This window comes from Paragemmobacter amnigenus, from assembly GCF_009908265.2.
Classification (GTDB): Bacteria; Pseudomonadota; Alphaproteobacteria; order Rhodobacterales; family Rhodobacteraceae; genus Paragemmobacter; species Paragemmobacter amnigenus.
In genome coordinates, this window is record NZ_JAAATX020000004.1 from 224,518 (window position 1) to 244,160 (window position 19,643).

Annotated in this window: 21 protein-coding genes; 10 read left to right on the forward strand and 11 right to left on the reverse strand. The window is 68.3% G+C overall.

Going from position 1 to position 19,643, the window contains the following annotated elements:
- The first annotated feature begins 150 nt into the window (after positions 1-150).
- Both GU927_RS07125 and GU927_RS07130 read left to right on the forward strand, forming a co-directional pair.
- Positions 151-1,158 (forward strand): asparaginase, encoded by a 1,008-nt coding sequence (locus GU927_RS07125; RefSeq protein ID WP_161761660.1) that lies wholly within the window; start codon positions 151-153, stop codon positions 1,156-1,158.
- A gap of 228 nt (positions 1,159-1,386) precedes the next feature.
- Complete coding sequence (locus GU927_RS07130; protein WP_161761661.1) at positions 1,387-1,734, forward strand: DUF2794 domain-containing protein; 348 nt, start codon at positions 1,387-1,389, stop codon at positions 1,732-1,734.
- A 14-nt stretch (positions 1,735-1,748) separates the two neighbouring features.
- On the opposite strand, the gene GU927_RS07135 is transcribed toward GU927_RS07130, so the two are convergent.
- Positions 1,749-1,913: a hypothetical protein gene (locus tag GU927_RS07135; RefSeq protein ID WP_161761662.1), complete on the reverse strand. Its 165-nt coding sequence runs from the start codon at positions 1,911-1,913 to the stop codon at positions 1,749-1,751.
- Positions 1,914-2,070: 157 nt separating this feature from the next.
- Here GU927_RS07135 and mbfA point away from each other — a divergent pair, with 157 nt between their 5' ends.
- Entirely contained in the window at positions 2,071-3,048 is a 978-nt protein-coding gene (mbfA, locus tag GU927_RS07140; RefSeq protein ID WP_161761663.1) for an iron exporter MbfA, read from the forward strand.
- Position 3,049: 1 nt separating this feature from the next.
- Positions 3,050-3,754: a nitroreductase family protein gene (locus GU927_RS07145; RefSeq protein ID WP_161761664.1), complete on the forward strand. Its 705-nt coding sequence runs from the start codon at positions 3,050-3,052 to the stop codon at positions 3,752-3,754.
- A gap of 219 nt (positions 3,755-3,973) precedes the next feature.
- On the opposite strand, the gene GU927_RS07150 is transcribed toward GU927_RS07145, so the two are convergent.
- The 3 genes from GU927_RS07150 to GU927_RS07160 are packed head-to-tail and all read right to left on the reverse strand — an operon-like array spanning position 3,974 to position 6,383.
- Entirely contained in the window at positions 3,974-4,618 is a 645-nt protein-coding gene (locus GU927_RS07150; protein ID WP_161761665.1) for an HAD family hydrolase, read from the reverse strand.
- Positions 4,615-5,178, reverse strand: a complete 564-nt coding sequence (rsmD, locus tag GU927_RS07155) for a 16S rRNA (guanine(966)-N(2))-methyltransferase RsmD (RefSeq protein ID WP_161761666.1) — start codon at positions 5,176-5,178, stop codon at positions 4,615-4,617. Before rsmD ends, GU927_RS07150 begins: the two co-directional genes overlap by 4 nt.
- A complete protein-coding gene (locus tag GU927_RS07160; RefSeq protein ID WP_161761667.1) occupies positions 5,175-6,383 on the reverse strand; it encodes an NAD(P)/FAD-dependent oxidoreductase in 1,209 nt (402 codons plus the stop codon). Before GU927_RS07160 ends, rsmD begins: the two co-directional genes overlap by 4 nt.
- Positions 6,384-6,470: 87 nt before the next feature.
- On the opposite strand from GU927_RS07160, the gene GU927_RS07165 reads away from it, so the two are divergent.
- Positions 6,471-6,959, forward strand: a complete 489-nt coding sequence (locus GU927_RS07165) for a peroxiredoxin (RefSeq protein ID WP_161761668.1) — start codon at positions 6,471-6,473, stop codon at positions 6,957-6,959.
- A 229-nt stretch (positions 6,960-7,188) separates the two neighbouring features.
- Here the strand turns inward: GU927_RS07165 and GU927_RS07170 are convergent, their stop codons facing one another.
- Positions 7,189-8,844, reverse strand: a complete 1,656-nt coding sequence (locus GU927_RS07170) for a Y-family DNA polymerase (RefSeq protein ID WP_161761669.1) — start codon at positions 8,842-8,844, stop codon at positions 7,189-7,191.
- A 182-nt stretch (positions 8,845-9,026) separates the two neighbouring features.
- On the opposite strand from GU927_RS07170, the gene GU927_RS07175 reads away from it, so the two are divergent.
- Complete coding sequence (locus tag GU927_RS07175; RefSeq protein ID WP_161761670.1) at positions 9,027-9,464, forward strand: c-type cytochrome; 438 nt, start codon at positions 9,027-9,029, stop codon at positions 9,462-9,464.
- Between the two features lie 129 nt (positions 9,465-9,593).
- Here the strand turns inward: GU927_RS07175 and GU927_RS07180 are convergent, their stop codons facing one another.
- Complete coding sequence (locus tag GU927_RS07180) at positions 9,594-9,887, reverse strand: I78 family peptidase inhibitor (RefSeq protein WP_161761671.1); 294 nt, start codon at positions 9,885-9,887, stop codon at positions 9,594-9,596.
- A 197-nt stretch (positions 9,888-10,084) separates the two neighbouring features.
- Between GU927_RS07180 and GU927_RS07185 the strand changes: the two genes are divergently transcribed.
- Positions 10,085-11,221 carry an S-(hydroxymethyl)glutathione dehydrogenase/class III alcohol dehydrogenase gene (locus GU927_RS07185; protein WP_161761672.1) on the forward strand — a complete coding sequence of 379 codons (1,137 nt, stop codon included), beginning with the start codon at positions 10,085-10,087 and terminating at the stop codon, positions 11,219-11,221.
- A gap of 175 nt (positions 11,222-11,396) precedes the next feature.
- Entirely contained in the window at positions 11,397-11,867 is a 471-nt protein-coding gene (ybaK, locus tag GU927_RS07190) for a Cys-tRNA(Pro) deacylase (protein WP_161761673.1), read from the forward strand.
- On the opposite strand, the gene GU927_RS07195 is transcribed toward ybaK, so the two are convergent.
- Positions 11,864-12,451, reverse strand: a complete 588-nt coding sequence (locus GU927_RS07195) for a hypothetical protein (protein ID WP_161761674.1) — start codon at positions 12,449-12,451, stop codon at positions 11,864-11,866. The two genes, ybaK and GU927_RS07195, sit on opposite strands and share 4 nt — an antisense overlap.
- A gap of 121 nt (positions 12,452-12,572) precedes the next feature.
- On the opposite strand from GU927_RS07195, the gene GU927_RS07200 reads away from it, so the two are divergent.
- Together GU927_RS07200 and GU927_RS07205 are read left to right on the forward strand one after the other, a co-directional pair.
- Positions 12,573-13,325, forward strand: a complete 753-nt coding sequence (locus GU927_RS07200) for an NYN domain-containing protein (protein ID WP_161761675.1) — start codon at positions 12,573-12,575, stop codon at positions 13,323-13,325.
- 183 nt (positions 13,326-13,508) lie between these two features.
- Complete coding sequence (locus GU927_RS07205; protein ID WP_161761676.1) at positions 13,509-14,549, forward strand: LLM class flavin-dependent oxidoreductase; 1,041 nt, start codon at positions 13,509-13,511, stop codon at positions 14,547-14,549.
- A gap of 355 nt (positions 14,550-14,904) precedes the next feature.
- Here GU927_RS07205 and GU927_RS07210 read toward each other — a convergent pair whose 3' ends face one another.
- Genes GU927_RS07210 through gpmI form a run of 4 tightly spaced genes read right to left on the reverse strand, consistent with a single transcriptional unit; the run spans position 14,905 to position 19,420 of the window.
- Positions 14,905-15,387 carry an RNA pyrophosphohydrolase gene (locus tag GU927_RS07210; RefSeq protein ID WP_161761677.1) on the reverse strand — a complete coding sequence of 161 codons (483 nt, stop codon included), beginning with the start codon at positions 15,385-15,387 and terminating at the stop codon, positions 14,905-14,907.
- A 41-nt stretch (positions 15,388-15,428) separates the two neighbouring features.
- Positions 15,429-16,784 (reverse strand): S41 family peptidase, encoded by a 1,356-nt coding sequence (locus GU927_RS07215; protein ID WP_161761678.1) that lies wholly within the window; start codon positions 16,782-16,784, stop codon positions 15,429-15,431.
- Positions 16,785-16,790: 6 nt separating this feature from the next.
- Positions 16,791-17,906, reverse strand: a complete 1,116-nt coding sequence (locus GU927_RS07220; protein ID WP_161761679.1) for a murein hydrolase activator EnvC family protein — start codon at positions 17,904-17,906, stop codon at positions 16,791-16,793.
- Complete coding sequence (gene gpmI / locus GU927_RS07225) at positions 17,903-19,420, reverse strand: 2,3-bisphosphoglycerate-independent phosphoglycerate mutase (protein ID WP_161761680.1); 1,518 nt, start codon at positions 19,418-19,420, stop codon at positions 17,903-17,905. Before gpmI ends, GU927_RS07220 begins: the two co-directional genes overlap by 4 nt.
- Between the last annotated feature and the right edge of the window lie 223 nt (positions 19,421-19,643).

Below are 19,643 nucleotides of genomic sequence, written 5' to 3' on the forward strand. Positions count from 1 at the left end.
CTCCGTCCGCCCGTCTCGGGGCTGTCGGGGGCCTTTTCCTGTGGCGCGGAACTTGCCAACTCGATATGCCCTTCTAACCGTAAAACACCCATACGTAAAAGCCCCTCGGGCAGAAAATCGCGCATGTGTGAGAGGATGGAGGACCGCCCGATGACCGTCACAGCCGCAACACCCGTCCCGATGATCGAACTCTGGCGCGGGGGGCGGCTGGAAAGCACGCATCTCGGCCATGCCGTCATCTGCGACGAAACGGGCCAGATCGTCGAAAGCTGGGGCGATCCCGCCGCCACCATCTTCCCCCGCTCCTCCTGCAAGATGCTGCAGGCGCTGCCGCTGCTGGAATCCGGCGCCGCCGATGCCCACGGCCTGACCGACCGCCAGATCGCCCTTGCCTGCGCCAGCCATCAGGGCGCGGCCATCCATACCGAGGCCGTCACCCGCTGGCTCTCCGACCTGGGCCTCTCCGAGGCCGACCTGCGCTGTGGCGCGCACGAACCCTATGACACCGCCGAACGCAACCGCCTGATCCGCGCGGATGAAAAACCCTGCCAGTGCCACAACAACTGCTCGGGCAAGCATTCGGGCTTCCTCACCCTCAACCGCCACATCAAGGGCGGGCCGGAATACGTGGACCCCGACCACCCCGTCCAGCAGGCCGTCAAGGCCGCGTTCGAGGAAACCACCGGCGAAACCTCGCCCGGTTATGGCATCGACGGCTGCTCCGCCCCCAACTACGCCACCTCCGTCCACGGCCTTGCCCGCGCCATGGCCCGCTTCGCCGCCGCCACCGGCAGCGGTGACGCCCGCGACCGCGCCATGCACCGCCTGACCCGCGCCATGGGCCAATATCCGGAAATGGTCGCAGGCGAAGGCCGCGCCTGCACCGAACTCATGCGCGCCATGGATGGCCGCGTCGCCATCAAGACAGGGGCCGAGGCAGTCTTCATCGCCATCATCCCCGAACGCCGCATGGGCATCGCGCTCAAGATCACCGACGGCGGCACGCGCGGGGCCGAAGGCGCCATCGCGGCGCTCCTGGTGAAACTCGGCGTGCTCGACCCCGCCCACCCTGCCACGCTCAAACGGCTCGACGCGGTGCAGAAGAACTGGCGCGGGCTGGAAACCGGCATCATCCGCCGCGCCCCCGCCTTCCCCTGACCCTGGAATCGAAAGGCCCCCGTCGCGCTTGACGGGGGCCTCCGACTTGGGACAGACCGGCCGGAACCGACGCTTGGTGGGGGCTGTCATAACGGCCCCGGCCCGTTGTCTGGCCTTCCTTGTCGCCCCCGATCGGGGCGGAATTGCGATCAGATCGCGGAATTACAGGGGTATCATCACGGCATCGCCAAGGCTTGATTTGCCGGTCCAAGGGCGTAAGCTTGCCGAATGACGGTCCAGCCACCGACCCCTTTCCCGATCCACAACACCCTGCAAGAACAGGTCAGCTTCGACCGGAAAGAGCTTTCCGTCATCCTCGCCCTCTATGGCCGCATGGTCGCCGCCGGCGAATGGCGCGACTACGGCATCGCCGCCCTGCGCGACATGGCGGTCTTTTCCGTCTTCCGCCGCACCGCCGAACACCCGCTCTACCGCATCGAGAAACGCCCCAAACTTCGCACGCGGCAGGGCATGTATTCCGTCACCGGCATGGACGGACAGGTGCTCCGCCGCGGCCACGACCTCGCCGCCGTCATCAAGGTGCTCGAGAAAAAGCTGATCCGCCCCATCGACTAGGGCAACGCCCAGCCTCAGCGCCCGCCCTTGCTGCCCAGCGTCACGGCACCATCCGCCTCTGCCCCGCCCTCGGGCCATGTCAGCACCGGCAGGTCGAACCCCCAGCTCCCCGCCATCACCGGACCAGACAGCGCAGGCAAGAGCGACAGGACAAAAGCAAGCGGAACAAGACGTTTCATCGGGGCTTCTCCTTCAAACTGAACCGATTGGTTCACTTCATATGCGCGCTCCGCCCCGCCCTTTCAAGATCAAACTGAACCGTTCGGTTCAAATTATCCCGCTTGCACCCGCACCCGACCCCGCTATCTTAGAATCATTCCAAACTGGACACCCGCCATGATCCCCGGCCTTTCCAACCGACGCCGCTTTTCCGACCTGACGGAACAGGAAATCCTTGCCCTCGCCATCTCGTCCGAGGAAGACGATGCCCGCATTTACCGCAGTTATGCCGAACGGCTCCGCGCCGAATTCCCCGCCTCTGCCGCCATCTTCGACGGCATGGCAGAAGAAGAGGATCAGCACCGCCAGCGCCTGATCGACCTGCACCGCACCCGCTTTGGCGACGTCATCCCCCTGATCCGCCGCGAACATGTCGCGGGCCATTACGCCCGCAAACCCGTCTGGCTGACGGCCAACCTCCCCCTCGACACCATCCGCGGCGAGGCGGCGGCGATGGAACAGGAAGCCCACCGCTTCTACACCCGCGCCGCCCAGTCCACGACCGACGCCGCCACCCGCAAACTGCTGGGCGACCTCGCCGCGGCCGAGGCGGGCCATGAACGCCGCGCGGGCGAACTGACCGACACCCACCTCACCGAAGACGCGCGCAGCGACGAGGACCGCTCCGCCCGCCGCCAGTTCATCCTGACATGGGTCCAGCCTGGCCTTGCGGGGTTGATGGATGGCTCCGTCTCCACCCTCGCGCCCATCTTCGCCACCGCCTTTGCCACGCAGGACACATGGACCACCTTCCTCGTCGGCACCGCCGCATCCGTCGGCGCAGGCATCAGCATGGGCTTCACCGAGGCCGCGCATGACGATGGCGTGCTGTCCGGTCGCGGCTCCCCTTGGAAACGCGGCCTCGCCTCTGGCGTGATGACCACGCTCGGCGGCATGGGCCACGCGCTGCCCTACCTCATCCCCGATTTCTGGACCGCCACCACCATCGCCGTGGTCGTCGTCTTCATCGAACTCTGGGCCATCGCATGGATCCAGAACCGCTTCATGGAAACCCCCTTCCTCCGCGCGGCCTTGCAGGTCGTGCTCGGCGGTGCTCTGGTCTTTGCCGCAGGGGCATTGATCGGAGGGGGCTGACATGTATCGCAAGGGCGAGGTGACATACCAACCGCTCCCCCTGCCCGACCGCGTGCAGAAACCCGACGACACGGCGCTGGCCGATGCCCGCGCCTTCCTCGACTACATGCGGAAACGCCACTCCGTCCGCCAGTTTTCAACCCGCCCCGTCCCGCAGGCCATCATCGAAACCTGCATCGCCACCGCAGGCACCGCGCCCTCTGGCGCGAACCACCAGCCATGGCATTTCGTGGCGATCTCCGACCCCGCCCTGAAATCCCGCATCCGCGCCGGGGCCGAGGAGGAAGAGCGCGCCTTCTACGCCGGTTCTGCGGGCGACGAATGGCTGGCCGCGCTGGAACCCATCGGCACGGGGGCCGACAAGCCCCACCTGACCGATGCGCCATGGCTGATCGTCGTCTTCGCCCAGCGCTACGGCCTCACCCATGACGGCACGCGCTACAAGAACTATTACGTCCCCGAAAGCGTGGGTCTGGCCACCGGCTTCCTCATCGCCGCGCTGCACCATGCGGGGCTGGTCTGCCTCGAACACACGCCGAACCCGATGAAATTCCTCGGCCGCCTGCTGGGCCGCCCCGACCACGAGAAACCGGTGATGATCCTGCCCGTGGGCTGGCCCGCCGACAACGCCACCGTTCCGGCGGTGGCGAAACGGAAAAAGCCGCTGGAAGAAATCCTGACAGTCCTCCCGCAAAGCGGTTTGTGACGCACAAACCGCGCCGGAATTTGACGCAAATTCCGGCCCCCGCCCGACCGCGTCACCGCGATTTTTGCATCAAAAATCGCCGCGAAATCTGCGCCAGATTTCGCCCCCGCCTCGCACCAGCGCACCGTTAACCACATATCATGCGCCCATGTGCGGAAATCGCGTATGTACAGTTGTCTGCACAGCCTGCGGCACAACCGCCTGCACGGCCCCGAACCGCTAAACCCCCAACAGCGCAGGCAATTCCGCCATGTCGTTAAACAAAATCGCCCCCTCGGCCAGCAATCCGTCATGCACACCCCTCGGCGCATAGCCGAAACACCGCATCCCCGCCGCCCGCGCCGCCCGCGCCCCCGCCGCGCTGTCCTCGACCACCACGCAAGCGCTTGGTTCCACCCCCAACCGCCCCGCCGCATGCAGGTAAAGATCCGGCGCAGGCTTGGGCCGCCCCAGCGCCTGCCCGGAATAAAGATGCCCGCGGAACCGGTCGATCAACCCGTGCTGGCCCAGCGTGATCTGCATCTTCTCGGGCGTGCCATTGGACCCCATCGCATAGGGAATCCCTGCCGAATCAAGGGCATCCAGCACCCCCACGATCCCCTTCACCAAAGGCACCGACGCCCGCAGCATCGCATACATCCGCGCGTAGAAATCGCTCACCCAATCCTCGGGCAACCGCGCCCCATTGGCCCGCGCCTTCTCGGCCACCGTCTCGACCGTCCCGCCGATATAGCCCGCCTCCAGCTCCTCCAGCGTCAGGCGCAGCCCGTATCGCTCCAGATCGTCCCGCACCATGACCAGCGTCGGATGCTCGCTGTCCACGACCACCCCGTCACAGTCGAAGATCACCGCAGCGGGCCTCATTCCCCCGCCCTCAGGATGGTTACGACCGTATCGCCATAGCTGCGTTGGTCAAGCATATCAAAGCCTTGCGGAGCCACGGGCGGCACCCCTTCCTCCCACACCACCAGCGCGGACGGCGCGATCCACCCACCCTCGACACAGGAGGCCAGCGCCTTCTCCCCCAGCCCCATCCGGTACGGAGGGTCCAGAAACACCAGCGAATACCCCGCCCCGCGGTTCGGCCCCATCCGCATCGCATCCCGCCGCCAGACGTCCGTCACCCCCATCGTCCGCGTCAACTCGATATTCCGGCGCAGCAGCGCCCGCGCCGCCGCCCCGTCATCGACGAAGGCCACCCGCGACGCCCCCCGCGATACCGCCTCCAGCCCCAGCGCGCCGGTCCCCGCGAAGAGGTCCAGCACCCGCGCCCCCGTGATCGGGTCGCCATAACCGCCATTTATCAACAGGTTGAAGATCGACTCCCGCACGCGGTCCGACGTGGGCCGCAGATGCGCCTTGGCATCCCCCTCGCCCACGGGGGCAAGGTGCAACCCGCGGAACTGGCCGCCGATGATCCTCATGCCTTCAGCAGCCCCTTCAACTCCACCGCCTGATCCGCCACAATCTCTGGCGCGGGCGATTTCCCCATCTCGATCAACCGCTTGCCCACCATATAGGCGCGGCTGTCATTCATCGCATCCACGGCCAGCAACGTGGCCCCGCGATAATACCAGAACGACACCGCCCCCCCGTCACCGGCCCGCGTGACGATCCGGTCATAGCCCGAATTCAGCCCCGCAATCTGCAGCTTGCAATCGTACTGGTCCGACCAGAACCACGGCTTGGCCTCATAAGCCTTTGCTGCGCCACAGATATTCTCGGCCACCGCCTCGGCCATGTCGATGGCGTTGCCCACCGATTCCAGCCGCAGCCGCCCCCCCTTCCACGGAAAGGACGCGCAATCCCCCGCCGCCCAGACATGCGGGGCCGAGGTGCGGCCCTGATCGTCACAGGCAATCCCGTTGTCCAAGGCAATCCCCGCCGCCTCTGCCAACCCCGTCGCAGGCACGATCCCCACCCCCGCGATCACGAAATCCGCCGCCAGCTCGCGCCCGTCCGCCAGACGCACGCCCGTAACCCGCCCCTCGCCCAAAAGCCGATCAAGCCCCGTAGACTCAAGGATTTTCACCCCCCGCGCCCCATGCAGCGCGCGGAAATAATCCGACGTCTCGGGCGCCGCCACCCGTTGCAGGATGCGCGGCGCCATCTCCAGCACCGTCACATCCAGCCCCAGCTTGGCCCCCACCGCCGCCGCCTCCAGCCCGATATAGCCGCCCCCCACGATCACCAGCCGCCGCCCCGCGACGAACTCGCCCCGCATGGCATCCACATCGGCCAGCGTCCGTACGGTGAAGACGCCCGCCAGATCGCCCCCCACCGCCGCAGGCAGCCGCCGCGGCACCGACCCCGTGGTCAGCACCAGCTCGTCATAGGCCACCGCCTCGCCGCCCACCGTAACCACCCGCGCGGCGGTGTCGATCCGCTCGACCTTGGCCCCCAGATGCAGCGCAATCCCCTGATCCGCATAGAATTCCGCCGACCGCAGCCACAGCCGCTCTTCCTCCATCTCGCCCAGAAGATAGGCCTTGGACAGCGGCGGGCGCTGATAGGGCGGCGCGGGTTCCTCGCCTATGAGGGTCACGGCCCCGTCGAACCCCAGCGCACGCAGCTTTGCCGCACAGGCCGCCCCCGCCTGCCCCGCCCCCACGATCACCACATGCGCCATGCGTTCCCCCGTTTCCACTCTGGCCGAATTCAGGGCCGGACCCTATATCCCCCCCTTAGAGGAACGCAACTTGATGAGGGACGAAGAATGACGATTTCCGTAGGCCAGCCGTTGCCCGATGCCAAACTGATCCGCATGGGCGAAAACGGAGCCGAGGCCGTGTCGGTTCAGGAACGCGCCAAGGGCCGCAAGGTGGTGATCTTCGCCGTTCCGGGTGCCTTCACCCCCACCTGCCATTCCGCCCATGTGCCCAGCTTCATCCGCACCAAGGACGGCTTCGCCGCCAAGGGCGTGGACGAGATCATCTGCGTCTCGGTCAACGACCCCTTCGTGATGAAGGCATGGGCCGAGGCGACGGGTGCCGCCAATGCCGGCATCACCATGCTGGCCGACGCGGATTCCAGCTTCACCAAGGCAATGGGCCTTGCCTTCGACGCGCCCCCCGTGGGCCTGCTGGCGCGGTCCAAGCGCTATGCGCTCTATGCCGAGGATGGCGTGGTCAAGGCGCTGCACATGGAAGAAAGCCCCGGCACCTGCGAAATCTCGGGCGGCGAGGCGCTGCTCAAGGCGATCTGAGGTGGCGGCGGGGTGAACCCCGCCCTACCCGTCCGGTACCGGTAGGGCGGGGTTCACCCCGCCTTCCCCCCGAATTCGGACACCACGGCAAGAGCGCAAAGGCCCGCAGGACCGGCACGCAGGTCCCGCCCCTCCGGCCACTTCCCCCCCTTCCCGCCCCCGTCACCCGGGTTGATCCGCCCCCGAAACGCCCCGTAGGGCGGGGTTCACCCCGCCACAGGCGCCCCCCTCACTCCCCCCCGTGACAGAACCACCCCCCCGTCACATCCCCCCCATGGGCAAAGAACAGCCACAGCCGTTCGCCCCCTTCCGTCTCCACCCGCCAGTAATCCCTTGGCCCTGTCCGCCAGTCGGGATCGTCCAGCCACCATTCCGGCGCGATCCGCTCCGGCCCCGTGGCGAACCGCGTCACCATCTCGCGCCGCCGCCAGCGGAATCGCGCGGGCGGCGTCGGGTCATCCTCCGGCGCCCCCACGGGTTCGGGACGGAACAGGCGCAAGGGCCGCAGCCCCCGCTTGGGCCACGGCCCCGCGAAAGGCTCCGACCATGCGGCGGCCAGAACCTGCGCGCCCTTCTCCGGCACGTGACTCTCACCCGGATGGAAGCGCGTCACCGCCTCGGCCCCCAGCCGCACGCCCAGCTTGCCCAGAAGGTCATCCAGCCCCGCCCCCTGCGCCGCCACCCCCGCCACCCCCACCGGACTGCGGTGCTGCACAGGGGCCAGCGCCTCGGTCTCCACCGCCTCCAGCCGCAGCATGTCGATCCCGAAGCCCGCATCCAGATCGCCCAGCTTCATCCACAGCAGCGGCCGTATCCGGTCCTCGCGGTCCGACGCGCGGGCAAGGCCCACCTCCGCCACCTCCACCCGCCCATCCGCACGGAAGGCCTGCACCCGCACCCGCCGCGCCCCACGCCCGTGCCGCCGCAGCCGCGCGCAGAGCACCGGCAGCAGCCGGTCCACCCCCGCCTCCACATCCGCAAGCAGCCCGATGGGTTCGGGCAGGCTGATCCGCGCCGCGAAATGCAAGGGCGCGCCCGCGGGCGTCACCGGTTCGGGTTCCAGCCCCAGCGCCTGATCCAGCCGCCGCAGCACCCCCGCCCCGAACCGCCGCGCCAGCGCCGCGCGCGGCAGCACCGCCACATCCTCCACCCGCCGCAGGCCCAGCCGCACCAGCCCCTCCACCGCCTCCGGCGCCAGCCGCAGCGCGGCCACCGGCAGCGGGCCCAACGCCTGCCTCACCTTGCCTTCCGCCGCGATCACCCCGCGCGGGGCCACCGCCCCCACGCCGCCCGCGGGCAGCGCGCCCCCCTTCTCCCACCCCCGCCGTCTGGCCGCCCGCGACCGCGTCGCATGGGCCTCCTGCTCGATCGCGTCACCCGACCGCAGGGGCACATCCCCCCGCCCCGCGAACCGCGCCAGCGCCCAGGCCGCCCCCACCGTATCGGCCACCGCCGCGCGCAGGCTCAGCCCCATTTCCGCGCAATCCGCCTCCACCTGCGCCATCAGCGCCGCCTCGCCCCCGAAAAGATGCGCGCAGCCCGTCAGATCCACCACCAGCCCCGCCGGGGCCTCTTCCGCCACCCAGGGCGAGAACTTCCCCGCCCAGCGCCGCAGCAGCGTCAGGAACGCGGCCTCCCCCGCCGCATCCTCGGGCACCGTCACCAGATCGGGACACATCGCCCCGGCATCGCGCAGCGGCTGGCCCGGGGCCACCCCCGCCGCCTCGGCCCGCGCCGAAACCGATGTCACGACCTGCGCCCCGTTGCGCTCGCCCACCACCACCAGCGGCCCCGCCAGCCCCGCCGCACCCCCCCGCGCCTGGCGCAGCGCCCGCTCGGCGGCCAGACGGGGAAACCACAGGGACAGGATACGGCGGCGACTCATCTGCGGCCCGAATGTTCATGCTTCGTTCCTTTTCCTAGCGGCATCCGCCGGAAAGTCCACCGCCAAGACCCAACTTTCCGTGATGTGGGGGAAATGGCCCAGATCGCCCGTGACAAGGTCACTTCCGCGATTCATTCTCAGCCCTATACTGACGCAACTTTTCCAGCAGGGAGCCATAGGAAATGAAATTCGCCACCAAAGCCCTCGTCGCGGGCTTCGTCATGGTCGCAGGCGTCGCGATCGCCGCCGAAGCCACCGATCCCACCGTCAAGGCCCGTCAGGAACTGATGGATGTGATCGGCATGAACACCGGCATCCTCGGCAAGATGGCGGGTGGTGAAACCGCCTTCGACGCCGCCGCCGCCGAAGGGGCCAAGGCCGCCATCGCCGGTGCCGCCGCCGAGATCGCGGCCAAGTTCGAAGCACAGGCCGCAGATCCGAAATCCACCGCGAAAGAGGATATCTGGGCAAACTGGGACGACTTCGTGAAGAAGGGCGACGCGCTCAAGGCCGCGGCCGAAGGCATGGACGCCACCACGCTCGAAGGCGTGCAGGCGGGCATGGCGGGCGTCGGCGGGGCCTGCAAGGACTGCCACACCACCTATCGCATCCCCTCCTGATCCCCGCGCGACCTCTGCAAGGTCAAGGCCGCCGGCAGACCGGCGGCCTTTTTCCTGCGCGAAAGCGGTTCCTGCGTCAGAGATCGGCGCAATATCTGCGCCGGATTTCGCCCGCGCCGCCGCCGGACCTCAGCCGCAACTCACCCGCGTGATCCGGCCCGAATAATCCACCTCGAAGTTCAGCCGGTCAGAGCTGTAATCCTGGGTCACCATCGTATTGGGATAGATCACCCGTACCGGCTTGTTGAACCGCATCGTCTCCAGCGCCGTTGCCGGACCGCCGACAAGGAATTGCAGATCCAGCGCCCCGCACTGGTTCACACTGCCGCCCGGCCCGCCGCCCGTACCGGGTTCCACCGGCACGCAGGCCGCCATGAACCCCGCCACGGCCACATATGCCACGCCACGCATCATCGCCCGCATCGCCTCGCTCCCTCTCCATGGCGGCAGACCGACCGCCTCGCTTGCATCCAACGCCAAGCCTGCTGTTGCGTTCCCGATCCGGCAACCCGCCCCCCCGCGCAAAGGGCGCAAACCGGCCAACTCCCGCCGTTTCCCGCGTTGCATTTTCCGGCTCTTTCCCCCAGCCTGCCCGAAATTTCCAACCGGAGGGATCCCCGATGCGCACCCGCGCCGCCGTTGCCGTTGCCGCAGGCAAACCGCTTGAGATCATGGAAGTGAACCTCGACGACCCCAAGGAGGGCGAGGTCCTGATCGAGATCAAGGCCACCGGCATCTGCCACACCGACGAATTCACCCTGTCGGGCGCGGACCCCGAAGGCATCTTCCCCTCGATCCTCGGCCATGAAGGCGCGGGCGTGGTGGTCAAATGCGGCCCGGGCGTCAAGACGCTGAAACCCGGCGACCATGTCATCCCGCTCTACACCCCCGAATGCCGCGAATGCCCGTCCTGCCTCTCGCGCAAGACGAACCTCTGCACCGCCATCCGCGCGACGCAGGGACAGGGCCTGATGCCCGACGGGACCACCCGCTTCTCGATGCTGGATGGCACGCCCATCTATCACTACATGGGCTGCTCGACCTTTGCCCAGCACACCGTCCTGCCCGAAATCGCGCTGGCCAAGGTGCGCGAGGACGCCCCCTTCGACAAGATCTGCTACATCGGCTGCGGCGTCACCACCGGCGTGGGCGCGGTGCTGAACACCGCCAATGTGGAAGCGGGCGCAAAGGCCGTCGTCTTCGGCCTTGGCGGGATCGGGCTGAACGTGATTCAGGGCCTGAAACTTGCCGGTGCCGACATGATCATCGGCGTGGACCTGAACGACGACAAGAAGGAATGGGGCGAACGCTTCGGCATGACCCATTTCATCAACCCCAAGTCACTGCCCGAAGGCACCTCGGTCGTGCAGGCCATCGTGGACATGACCAAGACCCCCTTCGACAAGATCGGCGGGGCGGATTACTCCTTCGACTGCACCGGCAACGTCAAGGTGATGCGCGACGCGCTGGAATGCACCCATCGCGGCTGGGGCCAGTCGATCATCATCGGCGTGGCCCCCGCGGGCGCGGTGATCGAGACGCGCCCCTTCCAGCTCGTCACGGGCCGCGTCTGGAAAGGCACCGCCTTCGGCGGCGCGCGCGGGCGCACGGATGTGCCCAAGATCGTCGACTGGTACATGGACGGCAAGATCGAGATCGACCCGATGATCACCCACATCCTGCCGCTGGAACGCATCAACGAAGGCTTCGACCTGATGCATGCGGGCAAGTCCATTCGCGCGGTGGTGGTGTTCTGACGGGCGGGGTGAACCCCGCCCACCCCAAGGGTCAGGATGGCAGGGACCCCGTCCCGGGCCTGACCCGGGACCTCCCTGCCCAAGCGCGCCCCCGGACGAAATGGAGGCCCCGGGTCAAGCCCGGGGCGGGATTGACCGGGTGACCGTGCCGCAGTCAGCGCACAGAAAAGCGATCATGCCCGAAACCCCCGCAACCACCGCACTCAAGGCCAAGGGCATCCCTTTCACCCTCCACCCCTATGCCTACGACCCCAAGGCCGATGCCGTGGGCCTCGCCGCCGCGCAGGCGCTTGGCCTCGACCCCGCCCTCACCCTGAAAACCCTGATGGTCGAAGTCGACGGCAAACCCGCCTGCTGCGTCATCCCCTCCGACCGCCACCTGTCGATGAAGCGCGTCGCCGCCGCCTTCGGGGCCAAATCCGCCGCCATGATGCCCGCGCCCAAGGCCGAGAAACTAACCGCCTACAAGGTCGGCGGCATCTCCCCCTTCGGCCAGCGCCGCCCCGTCCCCACCATGATCGAGGCGACCGCCACCACCGCCGCGACAGTCTGGATCAACGCAGGCCAACGCGGCCTCCTCCTCGGCATCGCGCCCGCCGACGCACTGGCCGCCATCCCCGCGACCGCCGCGCTGCTGACGGCCTAGGACGGCAGGTTGTCCCGCTCTGGCGCCACCCCGTCCGCGCCCTTGCGCGGATAGCGCCGGACCAGCCGCGCCCGACCCGCCACCGCCCCTGCATGGGCCGCCCCCATGCCCCGCATCCCCCCCGTTCCCCCCTCCAGCGACTCCGAAATCCCGGCAAGGACATCGCCCGCATCCCCCGTGCGCGCATCATCCCCCTCGGGTCCGAACTCCATCGGTGCAGAGGATCCGTCCATGTCGGGCAAGCCGCTCTCGTGCAGGGCGCTTTCTTCCTCGTCGATTTCCACCGCCCCCGCATCGTCCAGCGCGGCCACCGCCACCGCCTCCATCTCCAGCGGCACAGAGAGCGCGGTCACCATCACCGCCCCCTCCTCGACCGCCCGTTCAAGGACATCGCGGTCCTCGTCCGGCAGCAGATAGTCGCGCATCCGGTCGAACAGCGGGCGCGGGTCGACCTCCTCCTCGCCGATGCCTTCGCCGGTCATATGGATATTCTGCACCGGCAGCCCCAGCGCGATCAGCCGGTCGATGGCGGCCTCGGCCTCCTCGCGGGCATCGAACAGGGCGGTGATCGTCATATCGGGCATCGCATGTCCTCCTGCGCTTCACCGGCAGAACCCCCATCCCCCGCCCGCCGTTCCTGCCCCGCACGCTTTCGCTTTCCGCGCCCCGCGCTTTGGGGCATGAAGGACGGACAGGAGAACCCCGATGCCCGAACCCCGCGCCCCCCGCCTCTGCGTGCTGATCGATGCCGACAACGTCCCCTCCGGCTATGCCGAGGCGATCTTCGAGGAAATCGCGGGCCTAGGCGAAGCCTCCGTCCGCCGCATCTACGGCGACTGGTCCGCCCAGCGCCTTGCCGGATGGGCCAAGAAGGTGGCGGCCCTCGGCCTTGTCGCCGACCAGCAATTCTCCAACACCAAGGGCAAGAACGCCTCGGACATCGGCCTCGTCATCGCGGCGATGGATTTCCTCCATTCGGGCCTCTTCGACGGCTTCGTCCTCGTCTCCTCCGACAGCGACTTCACCCGCCTCGCCGCGCGCATCCGCGAACAGGGGCTGGACGTTTTCGGCATCGGCGAGAAGAAGACACCCGAAGCCTTCCGCATGGCCTGCAAACGCTTCATCTACGTCGAAAACCTCGGCGCGGCGGATGACGCACCCGAACCCGCCCCCGCGCGCGGCACCGCCCGCACCGAACAGCCCGACACGCCGAAACCCGGCACCAAGGAAGCCCCCGCCAAGGCCATCCCCTTCATCGTCGCCGCCATGCGCGCCATCGACCCCGATGCCGAATGGTACTCGCTGGGTCAGGTCGGCCAGTTCATCACCCAAGGCACCCCCGACTTCGACACCCGCACCTATGGCAGCGCGAAACTCTCGGACCTCGTCCGCAAGATCTCCCGCTTCGAGGTCCGCCCCGGCCCCGGCGGCCAGCTCCAGATGCGCGACGTGGCCTGAGGGGCGCCGCCCTTCCTCCATTTTCTGTCCCGAAATATCCCGGGGGTCCGGGGGCTGGCCCCCAGACCGGCGGGCGGTTCCCGCGCAACCTCTGCATCGGGGCGCATCCACCCTGCGCCCATGCGGGCTTCCGCCGCCCCGCCATTCCCCCTATCCTGCCCGCACAGGCAAACGGAGACCCCCATGCAGGTCGAACTCGGACTCGACACCTTCGGCGATACCACGCTCGGCCCCGATGGCCGGCTGAAACCGCATGACGCCGTCCTGCGCGAGGTGGTGGAACAGGGCGTGCTGGCGGACGAACTGGGCATCCACTTCCTCGGCATAGGCGAGCATCACCGCGCCGATTTCTCCGTCTCGGCCCCCGAAGTGGTGCTCTCGGCCATCGCCGCGCGCACCTCGCGCATCCGGCTCGGCTCTGCCGTCACCGTGCTCTCCTCCGACGATCCGATCCGCGTGTTCCAGCGCTTCTCCACGCTCAACGCCATCTCGAACGGGCGCGCCGAAGTCATCCTCGGCCGCGGCTCCTTCACCGAAAGCTTCCCCCTCTTCGGCTATGAACTGGAAGATTACGAACTCCTGTTCGAGGAAAAGCTCGACCTCTTCGCCCACCTGATCCGGGACGAGGCGGTCACTTGGTCCGGCCAGACCCGCCCGCCGCTGGTGAACCAGCGCGTCTATCCCACGCTCGGGCCGGGGATGCAGGTCTGGGTCGGCGTCGGCGGCAGTCCGGAATCGGTGGTCCGCGTCGTCCGCCACGACCTGCAACTGATGCTCGCCATCATCGGCGGCGACCCGCGCCGGTTCAAACCCTATGTCGACCTCTACCACCGCGCCTGCGCCCAGATGGGACGCACGGTCAAACCCGTGGGCATCCATTCCCCCGGCCATATCGCGGCAACCGACGAACTGGCCGCAGAACAGCTCTGGCCCCATTACAAGGCCATGTTCGACCGCATCGGCGCCGAACGTGGCTGGCCCCCCGTCACCCCCGACCGTTTCATGGGGGAAATCCGGCACGGCTCGCTCTATGTCGGCAGCGCCGAGACGGTGGCGAAAAAGATCGCCGCCGCCGTCACCGCCCTCGGCGTGACGCGCTTCGACATGAAATACGCAACCGGCCCGATGCCGCATGACCAGCTCTGCGAAAGCCTGCGCCTTTACGGTGAAAAGGTCATCCCGATGGTCAAGGACATGGTCGCAGGCATCCAGACCGCAGCGTAGGGCGGGGTTCACCCCGCCTTTACGGGCTCAGGCGTAGGGCGGGGTTCACCCCGCCTCTACGGGCTCCACCCTTCCCCAGACATCAGTGCAAGGGAGAGGAAAACGCCCCAGTGGGGCCTTTTCCTGCCCCGCCGTTAGGTCCGCGCGACCTGCCGGGGCGGGTGCCCATGGCGCACGTCCCGGTGGGGGTGAGGCGGGGCGAGAAATCGTCCGGTGGACGATTTCCCCGCCGAACGCGCGGCCCGTGGCCGCGCCGGAAGGTCGTGCGCGGACCGTGGCTTTGGGCCACGGTCCGGAACCCACTGTCACGCTTCGTCTGGATCAAGGCCACAGGTCGGGGCTTACCCCGCCCCCCTCAGGGCGCCAGATGCTCCCTGAATGCCGCCACGACCTCCTCATAGACCTTGCGCTTGAAGGGCACGATGGATGCCACCATCTCCCCCGCCCCGATCCAGCGCCAGCGGGAAAACTCGGGATGTTCGCTGTCGATCCGCACCTGATCGTCGGTCCCCAGAAAGCGGAACAGGAACCACTTCTGCCGCTGCCCGCGATACTTGCCGCCCCAGACCTTGCCCAGCAAATCCGGTGGCAGGTCATAGGTCACCCAGCCCTCGGTCTTGGCCACGAACTCCACCAGATCGGCGGTGACGCCCGTCTCCTCCCACAGCTCGCGCAGCGCGGCGGCGCGGGGCTTTTCGCCCTCGTCGATCCCGCCCTGCGGCATCTGCCATGCGGGCACCGTGGCATCCAGCCGCTGCCCCGCGAAGATTTCCCCCCGCGGGTTGATAAGGACGACCCCGACACAGGGCCGATAGGGAAGCGTTTCGGGATCGGTCATGCCAGACGGGCCGCCCGTCGCCGGACGGCCCCCTCTCCCGCTCATTCCGCCGCCGCGGGGGCGGCCACCGCGTTCAGCCCGCGCAGGATATCCACGGCATAGGCCAGCTGGTAATCCTCGTCGCGCAGCTTGGCCGTCTCCTCGACCCGCGCGCGCTCTTCCTCCAGCAGCTTGCGCTCGTCCTCGGTCATCGAATCGTTCGAGATGATGCCGCGCAGATCCGCCTCGGACTGCGGCGCGAATTCCGGCACCGCCTCCTCGCCCTCGGCGGCGGGGTCTGCGGGCGGCTGCACCGGCTGGTTCACCACGATATCCGGCATCACGCCCAGCGCCTGGATCGACCGGCCCGACGGCGTGTAATAGCGCGCCGTCGTCAGCCGCATCGCGCCATCCCCGCGCAGCGGCACCACCGTCTGCACCGACCCCTTGCCAAAGCTCTTGGTCCCCACCACGATCGCGCGCCGATGGTCCTGCAACGCCCCCGCCACGATCTCCGAGGCCGAGGCAGAGCCGCCATTGATCAGTACCACGATCGGCTTGCCCCCCGCCATGTCGCCGGAGGTGGCGTTGAACCGCTCGCCATCCGCCGGATCGCGGCCACGGGTCGACACGATCTCGCCCTTTTCAAGGAAGGTGTCCGACACGCTGATCGCCTCGGTCAGCAACCCGCCGGGATTGTTGCGCAGGTCCACCACGAACCCGTCCACATTGGCCAGCCCGTCCAGCTCCGCCACCCGCTTGCCCAGCTCTTCCTGCAAACCGGGCGTCGTCTGGTCGTTGAAGGTGGTAATCCGCAGCACGACCGTGTTGCCCACCACGCGGCTCTTGACCGCCGTCACCTTGATCGTGTCGCGGATGATCGACACGTCGAAGGGCTCGTCCGTCCCCTCGCGCACCACGGTGATGATAATCTCCGACCCGACCGGCCCGCGCATCATGTCCACCGCCTGATCCAGCGTCAGGCCCAGCACGCTCTCGCCGTTCACATGGGTGATGAAATCCCCCGCCTCGATCCCCGCCGCATCGGCGGGCGTGCCGTCCATGGGCGAGACGACCTTGACGAAGCCCTGATCCTGCGTGACCTCGATCCCCAGCCCCCCGAACTCGCCGCGGGTCTGCACCTGCATGTCGTCGAAATCTTCCGGCGGCAGATAGCTGGAATGGGGGTCAAGGCTGGTCAGCATCCCGTTGATCGCCGCCTCGACCAGCTTCTTGCTGTCCACTTCCTCGACATATTGCGCGCGGATGCGCTCGAAGATGTCGCCGAACAGGTCCAGCTGCTCATAGACGTTTTCCGTCCGCTCGGCCTCCTGCGCGATCAGCGGCCCCGCGACCTGCGTGGTCAGCAGAACTCCGGCCACCGTGCCGCCCAGCGCGGCCATCACGAACTTCCTCATCTTCCTTCAACCCCTTCCTTCGGTGAACCAAGGTTCCGGGTCCACCGGCTCGGCACCCTGCCGCAATTCCAAATAAAGCGTTTCCGACTCGCGCGCGCCACCACCTTCTTCGGCGGTGGCAAGAATGTCCGCAAGCGCCGTCTCGTCCCCCGGCATCAGGCCCAGCGGCGCCCCCTGCGCCACGACCTCGCCCACCTCGCCATAGACCGTTCCCAACCCCGCAAGGATCAGAAGATAGCCGCCCCCGGGTTCCAGTATCATCACATTTCCGTAGTCGAGCAGCGGCCCCCGATAGCGGATCGTCGCAGGCCATGGCGCCGTGACCAGCGCGCGCGGCCGCGTCGACAGCGTCAGCCCGGGTCGCGTGACTCCCGCCGCATCGGTTTCCCCCGGCCGCAGCAGCACCGATCCCAGCACGGGGCGCGGCAGCCGCCCCTTGGCGGCGGCAAAATCCTCGGTCGCCGTCCCGTCCGGCGCCAGCCCCGCGGCAAAGGCCTCCAGCGTATCGGCGCTTTCCAGCAGCCCGCGCAGCACCCCGGGGTCCTCGGTGAACTTGCGCGGCAGATCCGTCCGGTCGCTGATCGCCTGTGACAGCGCCGTCCGCGCCGACTGCGCCGCGCCCAGCCCCTCGGACAGGGTCCGCCCCGCCGCCACCTGCAGATCGCGCAACTCCTGCAATTCCTGCAACTCGGCCCGCAGCCGCCCCGCCTCGGCCTGCAAGGCGGGCGTCACATCCGCCAGCATCATCCCCGACCGCACCGTCCCCAAGGGCCCCGTCGGATGCAGCAACAGCAGCGGCCCGGGCTCGGCCTCCATCCGCGCCAGAACCCCCACCAGTTGCGCGATCCGCTCGCGCTCGGTCTCGAACCGCAGGGTCAGCGCCGTCTCGCGCAGCGACGCCTGCCGCAGCGCCTCGCGCAGCGCGGCCAGCCCGTCCTCATAGGCGCGGATCGTCGCGGTCAGCGCGGCCACGCGGTCCTTGGCCGCCTCGGCCTCCTGCAACCCCGCCACCGCCGCCTGCAGATCGGCCGACGCCTTCGCCGCCTGTTCCGCCACACCCTGCGCCGCCGCAGGCGCGGCCACCATCAGGGACAGGGCAAGAAGGGCCGCGCGCATCCTCATGCGATCAGGCTTTGTCCGGTCATCTCGGCCGGTTGCGCCAGCCCCATCAGATGCAGCACGGTCGGCGCCAGATCGGCCAGCCGCCCCGCCCGCAACCGCGCCCCCGCAGGCCCGCCGAACAGGACCACCGGCACCGGATTGGTTGTATGCGCCGTATGCGGCCCGCCCGTGACGGGGTCCACCATCTGCTCGCAATTGCCATGATCCGCCGTCACCACCATCGCGCCCCCGCAGGCCTGCAGCGCCGCCAGCGCATCGCCCAGACAGGCATCCACCGCCTCGCAGGCCCGCATCGCCGCCGCCATGTCACCGGTATGGCCCACCATGTCGGGATTGGCGAAATTCACCACGATCAGGTCATAGCCATGGCGGATCGCCTCGACCAGCTTCGCGCCGACCTCGGGCGCGCTCATCTCGGGTTGCAGGTCATAGGTCGCCACCTTGGGCGATTTCGGCATGAAGCGGTCCTCGCCCGCGAAAGGCTCCTCCCGCCCGCCATTCAGGAAGAAGGTGACATGGGGGTATTTCTCCGTCTCGGCCAGCCGGAACTGCGTGCGCCCCTGCTTGGCCACCCATTCGCCCAGCGTGTTGACGATCGACCGCTTCGGGAAAGCCGTCGCCATATATCCGCTATGCGCGTCGGAATATTCCACCATCCCCAGAAGCGCCGACCACACCGGCCGCGCGCCTGTGTCGAAGGCATCAAAGGAGGGCTGCCCGATCGCCGCCAATATCTCGCGCGCCCGATCCGCGCGGAAGTTCAGGCAGAAGACCCCGTCGCCATCCCGCGCGCCGCCATAGCCACCCACCACCGTGGGGGCCAGAAACTCGTCCGTCTCGCCCTTGGCATAGGACGCGGCCACCGCCGCCACGGCATCCGCCGCAGGCTCGCCCTCGCCCCGCACCATCGCGGCATAGGCGCGGGAAACCCGCTCCCACCGGTTGTCGCGGTCCATCGCCCAATAGCGCCCGATCACCGTCGCCACCCGCGCCCCCACCGGCAGCTTGGCCACCAGCTCCGCCACGAACCCCTCCGCCGACGAAGGCGCCACATCCCGCCCGTCCGTGATCGCATGCAGCCAGACCGGCACGCCCAGCGCCGTGATCGCACGCGCCGCCGCCAGCACATGGGCGATATGCCCGTGCACCCCGCCATCCGACACGACGCCCATCAGATGCGCAGCACCCCCCGCCGCCTTCACCCGCGCGGCAAACTCCACCAGCGCGGGGTTCGCGGCAAAAGACCCGTCCTCCACCGCCAGATCGATCGCGCCAAGGTCCATCGCCACTACGCGCCCCGCGCCGATATTCGTATGGCCCACCTCGGAATTGCCCATCTGCCCCGAGGGCAGCCCCACATCCGGCCCGTGGGTGACCAGCGTGGCCTTGGGACAGGTCGCCCACAGCCGGTCGAAATTCGGCACATGCGCCTGTGCGGGGGCATTGCCCTCCTGCCGGTCGGACAGGCCCCAGCCGTCAAGGATGCACAGGACGACAGGCTTCGGAACGGTCATGGCGCGGTACCCTTTCTTGGTCTTGCACGTTCCATACCGCCCGCCGCGCAGGCGGGCAACGCGCGCGACCTCACGCGGCTGCGATTTCCTGCGCCGTCGCGGGAATCATGGTTAATGGCTGCTGATGGCTCCGTGCGTATGTACAGTCTGCGGCACAACCGTCTGCACAGCCCGCGGCACGGCCCGATCTTGCCGGAGGCGACCGTAAATCCAGCGTTCCCAA